The 16469-nt window shown below is 52.3% G+C and carries 14 protein-coding genes; 8 read left to right on the top strand and 6 right to left on the bottom strand.

The window, feature by feature from the left end; translation table 11 throughout:
- The first annotated feature begins 1 nt into the window (after position 1).
- On the top strand, positions 2 to 1054 hold the full coding sequence (locus tag E7Z62_04335) for a type 2 isopentenyl-diphosphate Delta-isomerase (GenBank protein MBE6522340.1): 1053 nt from the start codon (positions 2 to 4) through the stop codon (positions 1052 to 1054).
- Positions 1054 to 2037 carry a polyprenyl synthetase family protein gene (locus tag E7Z62_04330; protein MBE6522339.1) on the top strand — a complete coding sequence of 328 codons (984 nt, stop codon included), beginning with the start codon at positions 1054 to 1056 and terminating at the stop codon, positions 2035 to 2037. The genes E7Z62_04335 and E7Z62_04330 overlap by 1 nt, the downstream gene beginning before the upstream one ends.
- On the opposite strand, the gene radB is transcribed toward E7Z62_04330, so the two are convergent.
- Genes radB through E7Z62_04315 form a run of 3 tightly spaced genes read right to left on the bottom strand, consistent with a single transcriptional unit; the run spans position 2038 to position 3773 of the window.
- A complete protein-coding gene (gene radB, locus E7Z62_04325) occupies positions 2038 to 2697 on the bottom strand; it encodes a DNA repair and recombination protein RadB (GenBank protein ID MBE6522338.1) in 660 nt (219 codons plus the stop codon).
- A gap of 57 nt (positions 2698 to 2754) precedes the next feature.
- A complete protein-coding gene (locus E7Z62_04320) occupies positions 2755 to 3081 on the bottom strand; it encodes a hypothetical protein (GenBank protein MBE6522337.1) in 327 nt (108 codons plus the stop codon).
- 11 nt (positions 3082 to 3092) lie between these two features.
- Positions 3093 to 3773, bottom strand: a complete 681-nt coding sequence (locus E7Z62_04315) for a TIGR00266 family protein (GenBank protein ID MBE6522336.1) — start codon at positions 3771 to 3773, stop codon at positions 3093 to 3095.
- A 47-nt stretch (positions 3774 to 3820) separates the two neighbouring features.
- Between E7Z62_04315 and E7Z62_04310 the strand changes: the two genes are divergently transcribed.
- Together E7Z62_04310 and rdgB are read left to right on the top strand one after the other, a co-directional pair.
- Entirely contained in the window at positions 3821 to 4441 is a 621-nt protein-coding gene (locus E7Z62_04310) for a Kae1-associated serine/threonine protein kinase (GenBank protein ID MBE6522335.1), read from the top strand.
- A complete protein-coding gene (rdgB, locus tag E7Z62_04305) occupies positions 4438 to 4983 on the top strand; it encodes an RdgB/HAM1 family non-canonical purine NTP pyrophosphatase (GenBank protein MBE6522334.1) in 546 nt (181 codons plus the stop codon). The genes E7Z62_04310 and rdgB overlap by 4 nt, the downstream gene beginning before the upstream one ends.
- 30 nt (positions 4984 to 5013) lie before the next feature.
- On the opposite strand, the gene E7Z62_04300 is transcribed toward rdgB, so the two are convergent.
- Genes E7Z62_04300 through E7Z62_04290 form a run of 3 tightly spaced genes read right to left on the bottom strand, consistent with a single transcriptional unit; the run spans position 5014 to position 7691 of the window.
- A complete protein-coding gene (locus E7Z62_04300) occupies positions 5014 to 5391 on the bottom strand; it encodes a hypothetical protein (GenBank protein ID MBE6522333.1) in 378 nt (125 codons plus the stop codon).
- Between the two features lie 25 nt (positions 5392 to 5416).
- Positions 5417 to 6664 carry a phosphoglycerate kinase gene (locus E7Z62_04295; GenBank protein MBE6522332.1) on the bottom strand — a complete coding sequence of 416 codons (1248 nt, stop codon included), beginning with the start codon at positions 6662 to 6664 and terminating at the stop codon, positions 5417 to 5419.
- 10 nt (positions 6665 to 6674) lie between these two features.
- Positions 6675 to 7691 carry a type II glyceraldehyde-3-phosphate dehydrogenase gene (locus E7Z62_04290; GenBank protein MBE6522331.1) on the bottom strand — a complete coding sequence of 339 codons (1017 nt, stop codon included), beginning with the start codon at positions 7689 to 7691 and terminating at the stop codon, positions 6675 to 6677.
- Between the two features lie 174 nt (positions 7692 to 7865).
- Here E7Z62_04290 and E7Z62_04285 point away from each other — a divergent pair, with 174 nt between their 5' ends.
- The 4 genes from E7Z62_04285 to cca all read left to right on the top strand — a co-directional run bounded on the left by E7Z62_04285 (position 7866) and on the right by cca (position 16312).
- Complete coding sequence (locus E7Z62_04285; GenBank protein ID MBE6522330.1) at positions 7866 to 8804, top strand: ABC transporter ATP-binding protein; 939 nt, start codon at positions 7866 to 7868, stop codon at positions 8802 to 8804.
- Between the two features lies 1 nt (position 8805).
- The gene (locus tag E7Z62_04280) at positions 8806 to 9933 is read left to right on the top strand and encodes an ABC transporter permease (protein ID MBE6522329.1); all 1128 of its coding nucleotides are present in this window, start codon (positions 8806 to 8808) and stop codon (positions 9931 to 9933) included.
- A gap of 233 nt (positions 9934 to 10166) precedes the next feature.
- Positions 10167 to 14873: a DUF945 domain-containing protein gene (locus E7Z62_04275; GenBank protein MBE6522328.1), complete on the top strand. Its 4707-nt coding sequence runs from the start codon at positions 10167 to 10169 to the stop codon at positions 14871 to 14873.
- Between the two features lie 104 nt (positions 14874 to 14977).
- A complete protein-coding gene (cca, locus tag E7Z62_04270; protein MBE6522327.1) occupies positions 14978 to 16312 on the top strand; it encodes a CCA tRNA nucleotidyltransferase in 1335 nt (444 codons plus the stop codon).
- Positions 16313 to 16469 lie beyond the last annotated feature (157 nt).

Raw genomic sequence — 16469 nt, 5'->3', positions numbered from 1 at the left:
TATGGCGATAAAGGACAGAAAAGCTGATCACATCAGGATTTGCAAAGGTGAGCGCGTAGCACCGGGATACTGCTACTGGGATGACATCAGGCTCGTCCACAATGCACTCCCTGAACTCAACGCCGATGATGTGGACATGAGCTGTTGCCTCTTCGGCAAGAAGTTAGAGGTTCCTCTGATCGTGACGGCCATCACCGGCGGTTTTGCAGGAGCGAAGAAGATCAACTCCAACATCGCGAAGGCATGCGCCGATCTCGGGATCGGAATGGGAGTCGGAAGCGAAAGGGCCGGAGTCATGGGCGTATCTCCTGAAAGCTACTCGGTGATCAAGGATTACGATATCCCCTTGGTCATTGGCAACATAGGTGCAGTCCAGCTCATAGAGCAGAAGAGCGGCAAGAAGTATGACGAGGAGATGATCGAAAAGGCTGTGGACCTAATCGACGCAGACATTCTTGCTATACACCTTAATCCTCTCCAAGAAATGGTACAACCGGAAGGGGACACCAATTTCGAAGGTTGCTGGGATGCCATCCGCGACATCGCCAGAAAAGGCCCGGTCATGGTGAAGGAAACCGGAGCTGGAATCTCTAAACATGTCGTTGACAGGCTCAAAGGCATCGGAGTCCAAGGGGTTGACATCGCAGGAATGGGAGGCACCAGCTTCTCTGCGGTAGAATTCTATCGCGCGTTGGACAGCGAGGATACTGTCAGGGCGAACATCGGGGACACCTTCTTCGACTGGGGCATACCTGCGCCGGCTTCGCTGATGCAATGCAGAGATTCAGGGCTGTCCATCATCGCATCCGGAGGTGTACTGGACGGAATCCATGTAGCATCCTCGATAGCAATGGGTGCTAACGCAGCCGGTATCGCCAATGTGATACTCAAGGATGCGACCGAATCCGCTGCTGCGGTAAAGGAAAAACTAACAATCATCAAAGAGGAACTCAGGACCGCGATGGTCCTTACGGGATCCAAGAACCTGAAACAGCTTTCAAAGGCCCGCTACGTAGTACTGGGCGAGACCAAGGAATGGATGGACCAACTATGATTGACGCCAAGGAATACCTTAAGAAGATGTCCGCAGAATTGGACGGACCTATCAAGAGTTACATCGGAGACGAGGAACCCAAGATCCTCATGGACGCTTCCAAGCAATACCCGTACGCGGGAGGGAAGAGAATGCGCCCCGCTATGGCCGTTGCATGCTGCAAGGCCGTCGGAGGAGATGCTTCCAAAGCGGTCCCCTTGGCTGTAGCCATCGAGTACATCCACAATTTCACCCTAATCCACGATGACCTCATGGACGGAGATGAGAAGCGCAGAGGAATGACGACCATCCATGTCGGATACGGCATGCCGACAGCGGTACTTGCCGGAGATGCCCTCTTCGCCAAGGCATACCAGATCATCGCCAACCTCGATGTCCCCGCCGAGAAGATGAGAGACACTCTGAAATACGTCGCCCAGGCCGTATGGGACCTTGCCCGCGGTCAGCAGATGGATATCAACAACGAAGGGCAGATAGTTTCCGAAGAGGTTTACCTTGAAACGATCAAGCTGAAAACAAGCGTCCTCTTCGCCGCCGCTGCGGCTGGAGGAGCGATCATCGGAGGTGCCAAACCAGAAGAGGTCCAGGCCATCAACGAGTACGCCATCGAGCTCGGTCTGGGATTCCAGATGTTCGATGATTACCTCGGTGTCGCAGGAGACTCCAGCAAGACCGGGAAATCCGTCGGGAACGATATACGCAAGGGAAAATGCACATGCATGGTGACAAACACCATCGCCAACCTCAAGGACCCCGAGCTTCTGGCTGAATTCAAATCCATCCTCGGGAACCTCGATGCCACCGACGAACAATGTGCCCGTGCGAAGAAGATCATGGAGGACGTCGGTGCGATCGATTACAACCTCAACTTGGCAAAACAGAAAGTGGAGAATGCGATCGCGAAGATCCAATTCCTTCCCGACAGCGAAGAGAAGAAATTCATGATTGCCCTTGCCAGATACGCAATCGACAGAGATGTCTGATCAAGGATCGGAGATTCCGTTCTCTGTTATGCGGTAAAGCGCAGACCTCCCTTCGGGGAGGCTCCTGTGCTTCATTATTACGGCAGCGCGTCTGCCTTCCGTCCTCTTATCCAAACGAATTATGGTTTTTGCGTTGTGATGGAGAGCATGCCCTCCTAAGAATTCCACACCGCCCGTGGTTATATTGGAATAGACCTGCGACGTCAGCATTATGGCGATCTCGTACTGACGGGCCATGTTCAACAGGACCTCGGTCTGCCTGATGAAATCGTTCCTAACATAGCTGTCCTCGTAATTGAAACGGTAGAACATCGTGAGGGAATCGATTATGACCATGGATATCGTGCCCGTTGCCGCAAGTTTCTCTATCTTGTCGATGCGGTCTGACTGCTCAGAGAAGCTGTGCACCTCGAACACCAGGAGATTCTTTATGCTCTCCTCATGCCCCTTGAATACCTGACTCAGACGCTCGGATGAGAGGCCCTCGGAATCGATGTAGGCCACCTTGTCACCGTTGATGGCGACGTTGCGGGCTAGCTGCAGACATACATTCGTCTTACCGGCACCGGCCTCTCCGTAAATCAGGGTCACGCTTCCCTTCTCGATACCCCCTCCTAAAAGGGAATCGAAATTAGAGCATCCCAATGGTATTCTTTCCACGGACCCCAATCAGCAAATCGCAATAAAAAAAGAATGGGGGATGGACCCCCAAAGGTTTCATTCGTTCTTCTTGTCTTCAGAAGAGGATTCCTTGACAGGCTTGACGTCATCGATGCTGTAATCGACTCCTTCCTGGTATTGCTCCCCTTTCTTGACATACATCGGTATGGCGATGATGAACATCACACCAGCAATGATCAGGGCGATGACGACGATCGCTGCGACGATGAATATGATGAGAGTCACTGCAGCCTCGAGGATGGCAGGGTTCGTAAGTGCCCAGACCACGAGCGCGATGAGTGCGATGACTCCGACCGCAAGAAGGACCAATCCTAGGCCGGACTTGCCCGTTCCAATCTTCTTCGTATTAGATGCTTCTGCCATTTGTTTTCACCTCAGCTGTTGTTGGACGGCAGGTACGGAATCAGTGCGTTCGCAAGATCCTGTAAGGTCAGCGACTGTATGACTATCTTTCCGGGTCCAGTAAGAGTGGTAACGAAAAGTCCCTCTCCTCCGAACAGAGACGTCTTGATTCCTCCCGCGGCAGAGATATCATACGATACTGTGTCCTCCCAAGCGACCGCATTGGCCGTGGAGACCTTGTACTGCTCTCCGGGCTTCAGCTCGACGACGTTCAGGTCACCGCATGCCGCTACGAATGCCATTCCGTTTCCGGACAGCTTCTGAAGGATGAATCCTTCTCCTCCGAAGAATGCCGCTCCGATCTTCTTCTGGAATGCCATGTCGAGTTTGACACTGGGCTCTGCTCCCAGATATCCTGTCTTCTGTACAATCCAGCCTCCCTTTCCAACATCGATATCCAGGATCTTTCCGGGGACCTTTCCTCCGAGTCCAACGATACCAGTGCTGTTCTGAGGGGTATACTTGACGAGGAACAATGACGATCCGGACAGGCTGCGCTTGAGACCGGACATAAAGCCGCCCTCCATGACTGCCTCCATCCTCATGTTCCCTGTCATGTATGCCATGGCCCCGGCAACCGAGTTGAGTGTCTCTCCGGGATTGAGCTCCACGTTGACGAACTGGAGATTGTCTCCTGTGATAGTATATTTCATATATATCGGAAGAGGAATTGAGATATACACAATTAAAGATTTGTGATATGATGCTCGAAAAAAACGTCATTCATGGAGCTGAGGCCTCTATATCCTTCACTGAGTTCCTCGGACGCGAAGCACTGGTGAAGACCAGACCAGCCAAGTCCTACAGGCTTCCGGAGATTGACACGCATATCAGGAACGTCAGGACACGCAACGAGGCTCGCATCATGCATGACGCAAGGGCTGCCGGGGTCAGGACGCCATGCATCTACGACATCGACCTCAATGAGAGCTCCATCACCATGGAGTACATCAACGGACCTTCGGTCAAGAGTGTCCTGGATGAGGAATCGGCGAGAGCGGATGAGATCTGCAGGAAGATCGGGGAATCCATCGCCAGACTGCATTCGGCGGGCATCTGCCACGGGGATCTGACCACTTCTAACATGATCCTGGAAGGCGATGAGGTCTGTTTCATCGACTTCTCTATGGGCTGCGCCAATGCAGAGCTCGAGGACATAGGGGTGGACCTAAGACTGCTGGAAAGAGCGTTCAGTTCCGCGCATGTAGGTCTGGAATCTTCCTTCGACGTTCTGATGAAGACCTATTACGACAACGTTCAGAATGCCAAACAGGTGAAGAAGAAACTCACCGACATCAAGAACAGGGCGAGATACACATGAAACTCAAGGTAATCACATCCAATCCTGGAAAGGTCGCCGAATACCAGAAGGCGTTCGATGAGCTGGGCATCGAGATGGAGCATTACAGGCTCCCATACGATGAGGTCCAGACCAGCGATCTTGAAGAAGTTGTAAACAAAGGGATGGATGAGATCATCTCCAAAGGTGTAAGGAACTTCATAGTGGACGATACAGGTCTTTTCATAGATTCTCTCAAGGGCTTCCCAGGCGTCTGGTCAGCATATGCTCAGAAGACCATAGGGAACAAAGGCATACTGAAACTCATGGACGGGGTTGAGGATCGCGGAGCAGAGTTCAGATGCTGCATCGGATGCGACATCGACGGCGAACGCATAGTGGTCGTCGGAGTGTGCCGCGGATACATTACAGAATCCGAGAAGGGGGCTGACGGATTCGGATTCGACCCCATATTCTCGCCGGACGGAAAACTCACATTCGCTGAGATGTCTATAGAGGACAAGAACCTGATCTCACACCGCGGAAATGCGGTCAGACTTCTGATTCAGCAGTTGAATAAGTAAAAGAAATAAGGTGTTTTACCAAGGGAGTCCTCAGAACTGGACTCCGATGATACAGACGGCCAATGCCATGGCGAGATACATCAGGTATGTTCCTGCCATTGATTTGACCTCGATGAGCTCAGGGTGAAGACCTAGGGCTCCTGCGATCTTCCTGATGAGGAAGAGTCCGGCGAACGAGATGATGGTCGCGATTATGGAGGACAGGTAGAAACCGTTACTCTCCATCGGGGCTACTTTGATGATGATTGCGCCGATGATGCCGATTACGACTGCCATTCCCATGGAAAGGAAGAATATCCTGGACGAATAGGTCTCTTTGAGGATAAACTCCCTCTCGTTGAATTCCGTAGGCGTGAACTCGTATTCCTCTTCGGGTTCCTCTATTATGCGCCTCTTCTTCTTAGCCATCGCAACCGCATCCTTAGTCCTACACTTAAAGCTTTTGCGCCTCAGAACCGAATTTCTGCCTTGAATACTTCAAAGCCTCGATGACAGGCAGAGGCTCTCCCAACAAGAAAGTCTCCAATGCACCGCCTCCGGTGCTGACGTATGAGAACCTGTCTGCGAGGTCGAACTTCTCTGCCGCTCCGCCGGTGTGTCCGCCTCCGATGACCGACTGGCCTCCGCTGTCGACCATCGCGGTCATCAGCTCGCGGGTGCCTATGGCAAAATCGGGCTTCTCAATCATTCCAGCCGGACCGGACATGAAGCTTGTCCTGGATGACCTGATGACCTTTGAGAACTTCTCTGCGGTGGCGTCTCCGATGTCCAGAGCGGGTTCCTTAGTGGGAAGGTCGCCGATGTTCACGGATACGCGCTTGCCGTCCCTCTCGACTGCCACGTCGACTGGGAGAAGGATCCTCTGGCCGTACTTGGCCATGACATCCTTTGCAGCCTGGAGGTTCTCCTCTGTGAGTTCCTCCGACAGGATCTGAGAGCTGGCCTCACCTATGTCCACCCCTCTGGCGAGGAGGAATGCGTTTCCGGCCAGACCTGTGAGTATGACCGTATCTGCGGTGTTGTTGCCGAGGACGCGGTCGATCATTATCGACACGTCTCCGAACTTGGCCCCTCCGAGTATGAATACGGATGGCCTGCGGGGATTCTCGAAGATGGCTTTGAGTGCGGACATCTCTTTAGCCATCAGCCTTCCGGATGCGGAAGGTACCTTGGCGGAGAATCCGACCAGCGAGCATTGCGACCTGTGGGATGCTCCGAACGCATCGCAGACGTAGTAATCGATGAGCGGCGCGAGCTTCTGTACAATCTCGCCCTCTGCATGCATGTTCATGTCGCCTTTGGCCGTCTCGCTGTCGATCGCCCTTACGTTGCCAAGGAGCAGGACCTGTCCGGGCTCGAGTGCCTTGATAGCCTCCACAGCCTTGTCGCCGAGGACATCGTCCACGTACTTGACAGGGATGTTGAGATGCTTGGAAAGATGATCGGCATGCTGCTCGAGGTTGATGAAATCCCACTTATCCTTCCTGCTCTGATGTGCCAGTATGACTAGTTTTGCCCTCTTTCCGATCAGTTCCCTGATTGTCGGGACGACCCTTCTGATCCTTGAATCGTTGACGATCTTCAAGGTCTGCTTGTCGAGGGGACAATTGATATCGACCCTCAGGAGGACGGTCTTGTCCCTGTAATTGAAGTCCTCGAGGGTGTTGAAATCCTTGGACATCTTGAGACCTTCACTGAGAGATTCCCATTGCCTTGTTGGTCTTGGCCTGGGATGTCGCTGCGTCCTGCTCCATCTTGCACATCGATCTGATGCAGTCGATGTTCTCAGGGATCACATCGGACTCCTGATGGACGGCCTGATAGTAGTACAGGGTGTTTCCGACGACCTTGACGCCATCTTCCCATACGACGATCTCATACATGTCCGACCTGTCGCGGCCGAGCTCTCTTGCAAGCTCCATGATGTTGGCAGTGTTCTTGATACCGTCCTTGCTCTTGACGAGTCTGACACGGGGTGCGTTCCTGAAGATCTCCAGTACATCCTCGGTGGTGACCTCCTGGCCCAACTGTACTACAACGGTGTGGAGGTGCATGAGAGTGGTGGATGCCTTCACTGCCATGGTGTTGATGTTCAGCCAGGGCATGATGCTCTGCACATCCGGTCCATGGTGGGTGGGGAGCTTGACAGAGGGTTCCAATCCGTTGATGGGTCCGTTCTTCGTGTCCCCAGGATCGGCAGCGCGCCTGACGATGGTGACGAAGGCGTTCTTGATCTTGAACTTCTTATCCAAAGGATTCAGGGTCCTCAGGAGTCCGGTCGTGTTACATGAAACGACACGGGAGAGCTGTGCTCCCCATGACTCCGAATAGTTGGCGGTGGAATTGAACGAAATTCCCGTGAGTGCGTGGTCCTCTCCTCCCTGGAAGATGGCCTTCACGCCTGCGGCCTGGTATTTGGCCTTGTACTCCTCTCCGACGTTTCCGGGAGTGCAGTCTACGACGATGTCGACGCTCTTGAGCAGATCGTCGATCGTTCCCTTGACTTCGATGCCTGCATCCTTGAACGCTTGCACATTGTCTGCAGGAACATAGAGCCCGTAGCCCTTCTCGATTGCCGATCTAGCTTCGAATGACGGCCTGGTTTTCGTGACTCCCACGAGCTCCATGTCATCCTGTGCCGATACTGCTGTAGCTACTCTCTTTCCAATCGTTCCAAAACCGTTGACTCCGACCCTGATCTTCGCCATGATATTAACCTGTCAAAGAGGATGTAACTTGCCCATAATAAACTATCCTTGTCAGAGAAGAAAGAGCTGCTCTCGGCATTGTATAGTTTTTATCACCATCCGTATGTGCACTCTTAGAGGCCTGCAACCCTGTAAATATGTGGTTGTTTTAGGCATACCTAAAATAGTGATAGCATGACAGACAATCCCATCGAGATCGTGAACCTCAGGAAGGAGTACGGCAAATTCACTGCCGTAAACGACCTGAATCTGACGATCAGGAAAAACAGTTTCACCGGACTGCTGGGACCCAACGGTGCGGGAAAGAGTACTACGCTCAAGATCCTCACCCACTTGATAAACGCAACATCCGGCGAGGCATACCTGAATGGGGTGGACGTGACGAAGAATCCCAAGAAGGCTCTGACCGACGTGGGAACAGTCATCGAGACCCCGGAGTTCTACTCTTATCTCACACCTGTTGAGACTTTCAAGTACGTCGGGGAGCTCATAGGGATGAGGAAGGAGCAGATAGCCGCCGAAACTGAAGAGATCCTCGCTAGGGTGAAAATGACTGAATGGGGCGACAAGAGACTCGGGACATTCTCTAAGGGAATGAGGCAAAGGATAGCTTTGGGCCAGGCTCTGCTGAACGACCCGAGCATAATCATCCTAGACGAGCCCACCTCGGGACTCGATCCCAGAGGCATGGCGGAGATCAGAGAGGTCCTGAAGAACCTCAGGAACGACTCCAAGAACCTGACCATAGTGATGAGCTCGCACATCCTTCCGGAGGTCCAGGACCTATGCGACAGGATAGCGTTCATCAACCATGGAACGCTGCTCAAGGACGACGACATATCGGCGTTCGAATCGAACGAGGGAACGAGGTGCCTTATCGCAAAGATTGACGGCCTCCCGACAGACGACATGATCGGACAGATTGATTCGCTGGAGTATGTGATCTCGGCCGAGCGCCTCGGGAACGATATCGCGATCACGATGGATGCCGACACATCTCTGAGGGCAAAACTGTACAGAGATCTGGACAAGATGGACATGAACGTCTACGGACTGACCGAACAGGATGCGTTGGAAGAGACGTATCTTGATCTCATAAAGGAGTCGAGATAAGATGGCCGGAGACATTTCACAGATTGCCGTAGTGGCGAAGAACGAGATGATCAAATGCGTCCGCGGAAGGAAGTTCATGATCAGCCTCGCCATAGTGCTCCTAGTCTTCCTTCTGATAACTGGCCTCCAGCTACTTATCGGAACATGGGACAACATGAAGGACATCGGTGCACTTATCGACGTATACATCGACAGCCTGCCGATGATCATCGTGCTGGTGGTCGCTCTGCTCTCGTCGATTGCCATCGTATCTGAATTCGAGGAAAGGACCGCTCTGATCCTCTTCACAAGACCGGTCAGACGCACCTCCATCTTCATAGGAAAACTGCTGGCCTGCACCATCATCGAAGCGATGATAATCCTGACCTATTACATCCTGGTAATCATCGTGGGGATGATCAAGATAGGAAGCGTCCCTATCGATTTCTTCACATCCTTCGCGTTCGCTGCCCTGTATGCGTTCGCGGCTTCCGGTATCGCCTTCATCATCAGCTCCTTCTTCAAGAAGGGCAGTGTGTGCACGGTGGTCTCCATCCTTCTCCTAATCGTCATATTCCCCATCATATCAGCGATGATGACCACGGACGGCGGAGACAACTGGTTCATGATGGACCAGGCAAGCGACACCATATACACCAGCATCCCTGAATACGTAGACCGTTACAACGAGAACATTGAACAGTTCGATAACGTCATCCAGAGTGCCGTCGACATCCTGAAAGGATTCACCGATGAGAGCCTCAGCAAAGGAATAGGCTGGATAGCAATGCAGATATTCTCTCCGGAATTCTTCTTGCTGGACGAGAAGACGCAGACATTGGTCATACAATCGGTGTTCAGCGGATACAGCGATGCCATGGACCAGTATGAACAGTACTTCGATCCAGACTATTTCGCTCTGCCGGACCATACCACTCAGGTATCCATTATGAGGGTGTTCACATTCCTGACCATGACCGCAGATGGAAACCTGTCGGGAATGATCAGGGTCCTGGAGATGCTCAGCAACATGAGTGCACTGCAACCGATCGAGTATCCCGACCTGGTGAAGAACGCTCTGGTGCTGATCGTATGGGCAATCGTGGGATACTTCATAGCCTGGGCTAGATTCATCAAAAAGGAATTCTAAATACCGCGACAAAAACAATCCGGGCGCGATTCATATCGCGACCCGGCACTACCTTTTTCCAATCAGGACCGAGCCATTGTTTCTCAGAATGATGGACGATATAGCCAGCAAACAAAAAATTAACAGAGTTTACACTTTTCGTGTCTATTATTTGCAGAATTACTTACTATTACGCACGATAAAATATATACTAACACCACCCATTTACGCCCAATACTCTAAGGAGGATTTTAATGGATAAAAAAATGAAAGCGTTTTGCGCTGTCGTTTTTGCTATCGCATTCGTAGCATCTTTCGCTGCAGTATTTGCAGTGGCGGATACAGAAGTATCCGGTGAGGATGCTACGGTCATCACCGAAAGCAAGACCTATACAGACGGCGAACAATTCGATTTGAACACAGACTATGTACTCGAGTCAAACGTTGTTTTGACTTTCAAAGAGGGGGCCATACTCTACATGGATATGACCAAGCCCTTCTCTATCAAAGGTAACTCCGGAAGCGGATTCATCTTTGAGGAAGGTGCCCAGGTTGTCATGGAGTTCCTTTCTGAAGAGGAATTCAACGAGATTGAGGAGTACACATCCATCGTTATGGAAGGAAAGGTTACCTACAACGTCTCCATCGATATCACCAAGACACCTATGAAGGTCTCCATGGAGATGACCATCGACAACGGAACCAAGGCAACCGTCAACGGAGTGAACTACAACTTCACGAAGACCTCCGCATCCATCACTGCAGACGTCGACATGCCCACCAGTGCCATCGCGTCCGGAACCCCGCTCTCCGAGATCAAGGGATCCATCAGCGGAACCGTGAATGTAAGCTCCGACGGAATCAAGATCGGTGCTGACGGCATGGATACAATATCGATCGACAAGATCAAACTCAACGCATCTTACGACATCAAGACACCCGGTTCATCCGGAACCGACAAGATCACCGTCAGCCTCAAGGGAGACTTCGATGCAGGCGTCTCCGATAAGGACGTCACCATCAAGGCCACAGAGAACTTCGACATCTCTGTCGGAATCCAGGGTCTGACAGACAACATCGACTGGTCCAAACCCGAGACACTCAAGAACGTGATCCCGTTCATCAACGGAACCATGTCTTCATCCATCACTGTTGACTCGAACGCTGATGGCGCAGTTGTCATCAAGAATGCGAACTTGTCTCACTCCGCGAACTTCAGCAACGAACAGGTCAAGATGTCCGCTTCCATCTCCTTCGATTCTATCAAGGTCGACGGCGACGCCGTAGACATGACCATCGATAAGACCAGTTACACTGAGGACATCACCCTCGAGCTCGGAAGCTTCATGGAGCTTCTGTCCGGAAGGAACATCGTCGGAACCGCGATCTTCATGTTCGCCTACATCCCCGACCCGACTGCAGGAAGGACAACAATCGAAGACTTCTTCGTCTCCTACCTCCAGCCCATCTGCCCCGATGGATTCGCCATCAGGCCTTATGTGCACAGTGCTGTAGCTTCCATTCCTGACGAGTCCGCAGGCTATGTAGCTATGCCTTTCGCATACATCCTGTTCTTCTTCCAGCTGGACCAGAAGAACTTCGAGACGGAATGCGCCAAGATCGCCAGCACGATCACAGAGACGGGCCCTGTCTCCAAATTCGTCGCATACACCGACAAGGTCAGCGACCTCATCACAAGCGTCGTTACCGGTGTCGACGACTACAAGCACATGTCCATCGACGCAAAGTGCAGCTTCGTGCTCGGAAAGATCTCTGCCGACGCCACTACCGAACAGGGCACCTACGCAATGACCTGGGACGGATTCAAGGCCAATGCAGGTCTCACAGATGACTCCATATCCGCAGATGCATGGTTCGGAGGAATCGAGATCTCCGCAGACACAAAGGAATACAACGTCACCGCATCCACACCTTCGTTCGGTGCGGATGCCACTCTCGGCAGCAAATCATCCGTCGAATGCAACATCGACGGAGACCTCTCAGTCTCTTACAAGGGCAAGGCCGAGGTCGGCGCACCCAACTTCGATTTCGCATTCAAGGGAATCGACTATGATTTCAACATCTCCGCAGACGACAAAACCCTCGAGATCAGCCTGAACGACGCCATCAAGTCCTTCGAGCTCGCTTTCGATGACTTCAACATGACCAGCGGAAAGATCAGCGTGAGCGAGAAGTTCACCTATGATGTCGGAAGCTACCCGGACCTCTTCAGTCTGAGGAACCTCGACTACCTCGTAGAGTTCATCTTCAGCGGCTACGACCCGGCAATGTCCGAAGCAGCTGTCAGGACCGTCCTCAACGACATCTTCTACACCGCATTCCCCGAACCCGAGACCGAAGATTACATCGAGCAGATCATCGCATCCATGGACGAGCCTACCCTGGCCACCGTAGGAGGATCCTGCGAGTACATCCTCTTCGTCTTCAACAAGGAGAACGTCAACCTGGAGAAAATGTGTTCTGACGTCAAGGCAGGAATCAAGAACTTCGATTCCATCGAGGGAAAGATCGACTACTTCGAACAGGTATCCAAGAAGATTGGAGCCGTCATGTCCGGAATCGATGACTACCAGAACCCCTCATTCACCTATGACTACAGTGCTTCGATCGGAACTATCGATGCAGCATACAGAGGACAGGCCATCACGTTCTACGGAGCAGCTTCATCCATATCGATCGATGATGACATGGAAATCAAGACCTCATTCGAAGGACTGGACCTCAGCGTCAGCGAAGAGGGCTACAAGGTTGAACTGGTGCTGCCTTCGATCAGCTCCAGCAGCGTCATATCTTCCGAGAAGATCACCGGAAGCATGAAGATCAAGGGAGACCTCATCGCTTCCTTCATCGACAAGGATTACGAGAAGGACTCCTTTGAGATCTCCATCGAGGGAATCGACACCAGCGAAGCTTTCACAATCGATGATAACAAAGTGACCATCAATACGAAGGAAAGCATCGGGGAGATCTTCCTCATGTTCGACGGAGCCGATGACATCTCTTCAGTCTTCAAGGCAAGCGGAGCCAACTCCAAGGTATCCGCAGAGCTCGATGTCGACATCGAGTCTGTCATCGAGGCCATCATCTCCGGAGACATCTCCGAACTGAATATCGAGGCCAACTTAGATTCCTCTGTATCCATCAAAGGAGTGTTCTACACCCAGAGCATCCCCGGAGATGGAGACATGAAAGCCGCGATTGACAACTGCTCTATCAGCGGAAAGTTCACCTACAACCAGGACGGCATCACCACCAATGGAAAGATGACCGTAGAAGGCGCGTACATGATGAACGAGGACAGGCTTATCGAGATCGATAACCTGACAATCACAGCAGATCTCGCCAACGACACCGGAACCGCAGACCTCAAGGGAGACCTCAAGGCCGCCATGTTCGAGGCAGGACAGGCAGTGCGTATCGTCACGGCCGAAGACGTCGCAGTCAGCGGAAACATCGTTCCTGCAGACTACGATGACGGATTCGCACCCTCATTCACCTTCGAGCCCACTGCCGTTTCCACGAACCTGAAGTTCTGGGATTACGGAATCGTCACCGACCTCGGAAAGGTCGTCATGACCGACTTCAAGGACGGAGATTACCAGTTCGAAGCAGAGGAAGCGACCGTCTCCGGTAACTACATCGGAGGAGGAGAGCTCAAGTCCATCAACGGATACATCAAGGGAATCGCAATCATACCCTCCAACGACGGCGAATCCGTGCTCAAGTACAAGGAGTCCAGCATCACCTACGTGCAGACCGACGGAGCACAGGCTGACGTCACCACCGTACCTGACGAATCTAGAAAGGCAGTCAAGGTTGACTTCAAGACCAGCGGTACCGGAATCATGTACTACTCTGACACCGTCAACACCGACATGCTCTACTACATGATCCTCCGCGGAGGCTACTACGAGGACTTCAAGACGGAACTCACCATCGCCGGCGATGTGCCTCTCGTACTGAACTACATCAACCTGGAAGCTCAGAGCATCGAGGGCAAGGCCTATGTGAAGGACGGAAGTGTCATATTGGCAGACGACGCCCGCATAGATGTCGAATTCGTCGGAGCCCTGCTGTCTGTGGACTGCGGAAAGACCGGAGGACCTCAGCTCAGCATCATTGCCCTGCCTGGATACGACCTAGACCCCAATTCCTACATCGGATTCACCGTAGATGCGAACAACAACGTTGAGCCCATCTACATCGGCTATGTGGCTGATCTCTACGCCAAGTCTAATGGAAAGACCTACAACATCACCATCGACGGTGCCAAGGACACCGCCAAGTACGGAGAGATGTACAGTAAGGTCTTCACCGGCGGAGATGCACCTCTCTGGCTTGTCGACAAGGATGGAAACATGTGCGGATATGTGCTGCAGGACAAGTTCATCCTTTACTACGATGTAGTCGGTGACCTCGAGCTGACCTCCGTATTCGGAACCAAGGTCGTACCTGCAGAGCCCGGAACCATCGTGAAGACCGACGCAGAGGGATTCTTCGTCCAGAACAACGGACACTCCTTCATCGTTCAGAACAAGGCCGGCGTCAGGTTCAACGTCGATGGAGCCGTCCCCTTGGAGACCCTCAAGTTCAGCGCCTCCGAGACCAAGTACGACGGACACAAGGCATTCGAGATCAAAGGAAACCACGAGGCACGCATCGACCTGCCTATCAGCACCGTCGACGCATTCGTATACCACGTGATCAACGATACCGCTGTCCCCATGGTTACCGACGTCTACTACGACCTTGAGAACGACCAGTACTACGCATCCATCTACGCATCTGAGTACTCCGTGTACTACATCGAGGAGAACAACCACGATGGCGGAAGCAGCGGAGACAACATGATTATGTACATCGCGATCGCAGTCGTAGTCATCGTACTCATTGCCATCATCTTCTTCGCTCTGTCGAGGAAGAAGAAGGCAAGCGCCTGATAACCTTTAAAGCCGCCCGAAAGGGCGGCAAAACCCCTTTCTTCTTTTTTAATAGATGTTCTACAATATGCCTGATATCCTAGCAAGGGAACGAGGCGATAAGCATGGACGAGGAACTGGTGGAATTGTCGGTATTATCGGAGATAGTGCCGTCAAAGGAATCCGCCGCGGAACTCGATGCGATCGCCGATCGCCTGCTCACCACAGTCAAGAGATATTACAAGGAGAAGGGCCTTGACGTCGATGTCAGGCTGGCCGGATCCTACGCCAAAGGATGCTATCTGAAGGACCAGGATTTCGACCTATTCATGCTCTTCCCTCTGGACATGCCCCGCGAGCAGATGATAGAGATCGGCCTTCAGGCCGGAAAGGACATAATAGGCGGAGAATTGGTCTATTCAGAGCACCCATACACAACAGGATACTTCGAAGGAGTAGAGACCGATATGGTCCCATGCTACCACCTGAAGGATACCTCGCAGATCAGGACCGCGGTGGACCGCACCCCGTTCCACACAGAGTACATGAACTCTCATCTTACACCAGATCAGAAGGATCAGGTCCGTCTTCTGAAGAAGTTCATGAAGGGCATCGGCGCATACGGTGCCGAACAGGATTCCAGAGGATTCTCCGGATACATGTGCGAAGTGCTCATAGTCAAGTTCGGATCGTTCAGAAAAGTACTGGAAGCGGCAATCGGATGGAAGGACGGCGAGACCATCGTGGTAGAGGAGAAAGGACCTCATTTCAAATCAGCGCTGGTAGTCTACGATCCCGTGGATAAGAACAGGAACGCCGCATCCGCTGTCCATGAGGACACTTTGCACCTGTTCCAAACTGCGGCCAAAGCATACCTGGAGAATCCCAGCGAGAAGTTCTTCTTCCCCAATCCGAGAATCCCGCTTTCCCCTGAGGAGCTGGAATGGATATGCGCCAAGAGGAACAGCAGACTCACATCAATCTCGTTCGATAAGCCTGACGTGAACGAGGATAATCTCCAGGCACAGCTGTGGAGGACTCAGTACGCCATCGAGAAGAAGTTCGGAGAATTCGATTTCAAGGTCCTCCGTGCTGCACATATGATGGATGATCTCAGACTCCATGTCGTTTTCGAGCTTGAGGCTGACTTCCTGTCCGATACCCATAAACATAGGGGTCCGCCGGTAAGGGTCGAGAAGGCATCAAATGATTTCCTGGAGCACTGGAAAGGCAACCGCTTCGGTGAGCCGTACCAAGAGGATGGCTACTGGTATGTCGAGGCGCCCAGACAGATCAAGGCAGCCAAGGACTTCCTTGCAAAGGAAACGGCTTTCGCAGGGATCGGTAAGAACATCGATCCATCCTCCATGGTCATCTTGGATCATGATCAGACCATTGCCTCGGAGAACCTCGGATTACTCACCGATCTTCTTGATCCCAAATATCCCTGGGAGAACTGATCATTGCTCAGGACATGGGTGCATATCGCAGGGTTAAGGCCCCAGGTCATCGCGTACGCCTAGACTATGTGAAGAATCGGATGAGACTACAGTTTTTATACGTCCGATAAATCGCAGTATTCAGTGGGCCTATGGGCTAGCTTGGTATACTTGTGGC

This window comes from Thermoplasmata archaeon, from assembly GCA_015063285.1.
Classification (GTDB): Archaea; Thermoplasmatota; Thermoplasmata; order Methanomassiliicoccales; family Methanomethylophilaceae; genus Methanoprimaticola.
The sequence above is the reverse complement of the archived record's forward strand: the minus strand, read 5'-3'. Positions and strand labels throughout refer to the sequence as shown.

Bases quoted from the DNA above. Each gene is read 5' to 3' on its own strand.
- E7Z62_04335 (MBE6522340.1), top strand. From the start codon at position 2: ATGGCGATAAAGGACAGAAAAGCTGATCACATCAGGATTTGCAAAGGT.
- E7Z62_04320 (MBE6522337.1), bottom strand. From the start codon at position 3,081: ATGGCAGAAGCATCTAATACGAAGAAGATTGGAACGGGCAAGTCCGGC.
- E7Z62_04315 (MBE6522336.1), bottom strand. From the start codon at position 3,773: ATGAAATATACTATCACAGGAGACAATCTCCAGTTCGTCAACGTGGAG.
- E7Z62_04310 (MBE6522335.1), top strand. From the start codon at position 3,821: ATGATGCTCGAAAAAAACGTCATTCATGGAGCTGAGGCCTCTATATCC.
- rdgB (MBE6522334.1), top strand. From the start codon at position 4,438: ATGAAACTCAAGGTAATCACATCCAATCCTGGAAAGGTCGCCGAATAC.
- E7Z62_04300 (MBE6522333.1), bottom strand. From the start codon at position 5,391: ATGGCTAAGAAGAAGAGGCGCATAATAGAGGAACCCGAAGAGGAATAC.
- E7Z62_04295 (MBE6522332.1), bottom strand. From the start codon at position 6,664: ATGTCCAAGGATTTCAACACCCTCGAGGACTTCAATTACAGGGACAAG.
- E7Z62_04290 (MBE6522331.1), bottom strand. From the start codon at position 7,691: ATGGCGAAGATCAGGGTCGGAGTCAACGGTTTTGGAACGATTGGAAAG.
- E7Z62_04285 (MBE6522330.1), top strand. From the start codon at position 7,866: ATGACAGACAATCCCATCGAGATCGTGAACCTCAGGAAGGAGTACGGC.
- E7Z62_04280 (MBE6522329.1), top strand. From the start codon at position 8,806: ATGGCCGGAGACATTTCACAGATTGCCGTAGTGGCGAAGAACGAGATG.
- E7Z62_04275 (MBE6522328.1), top strand. From the start codon at position 10,167: ATGGATAAAAAAATGAAAGCGTTTTGCGCTGTCGTTTTTGCTATCGCA.
- cca (MBE6522327.1), top strand. From the start codon at position 14,978: ATGGACGAGGAACTGGTGGAATTGTCGGTATTATCGGAGATAGTGCCG.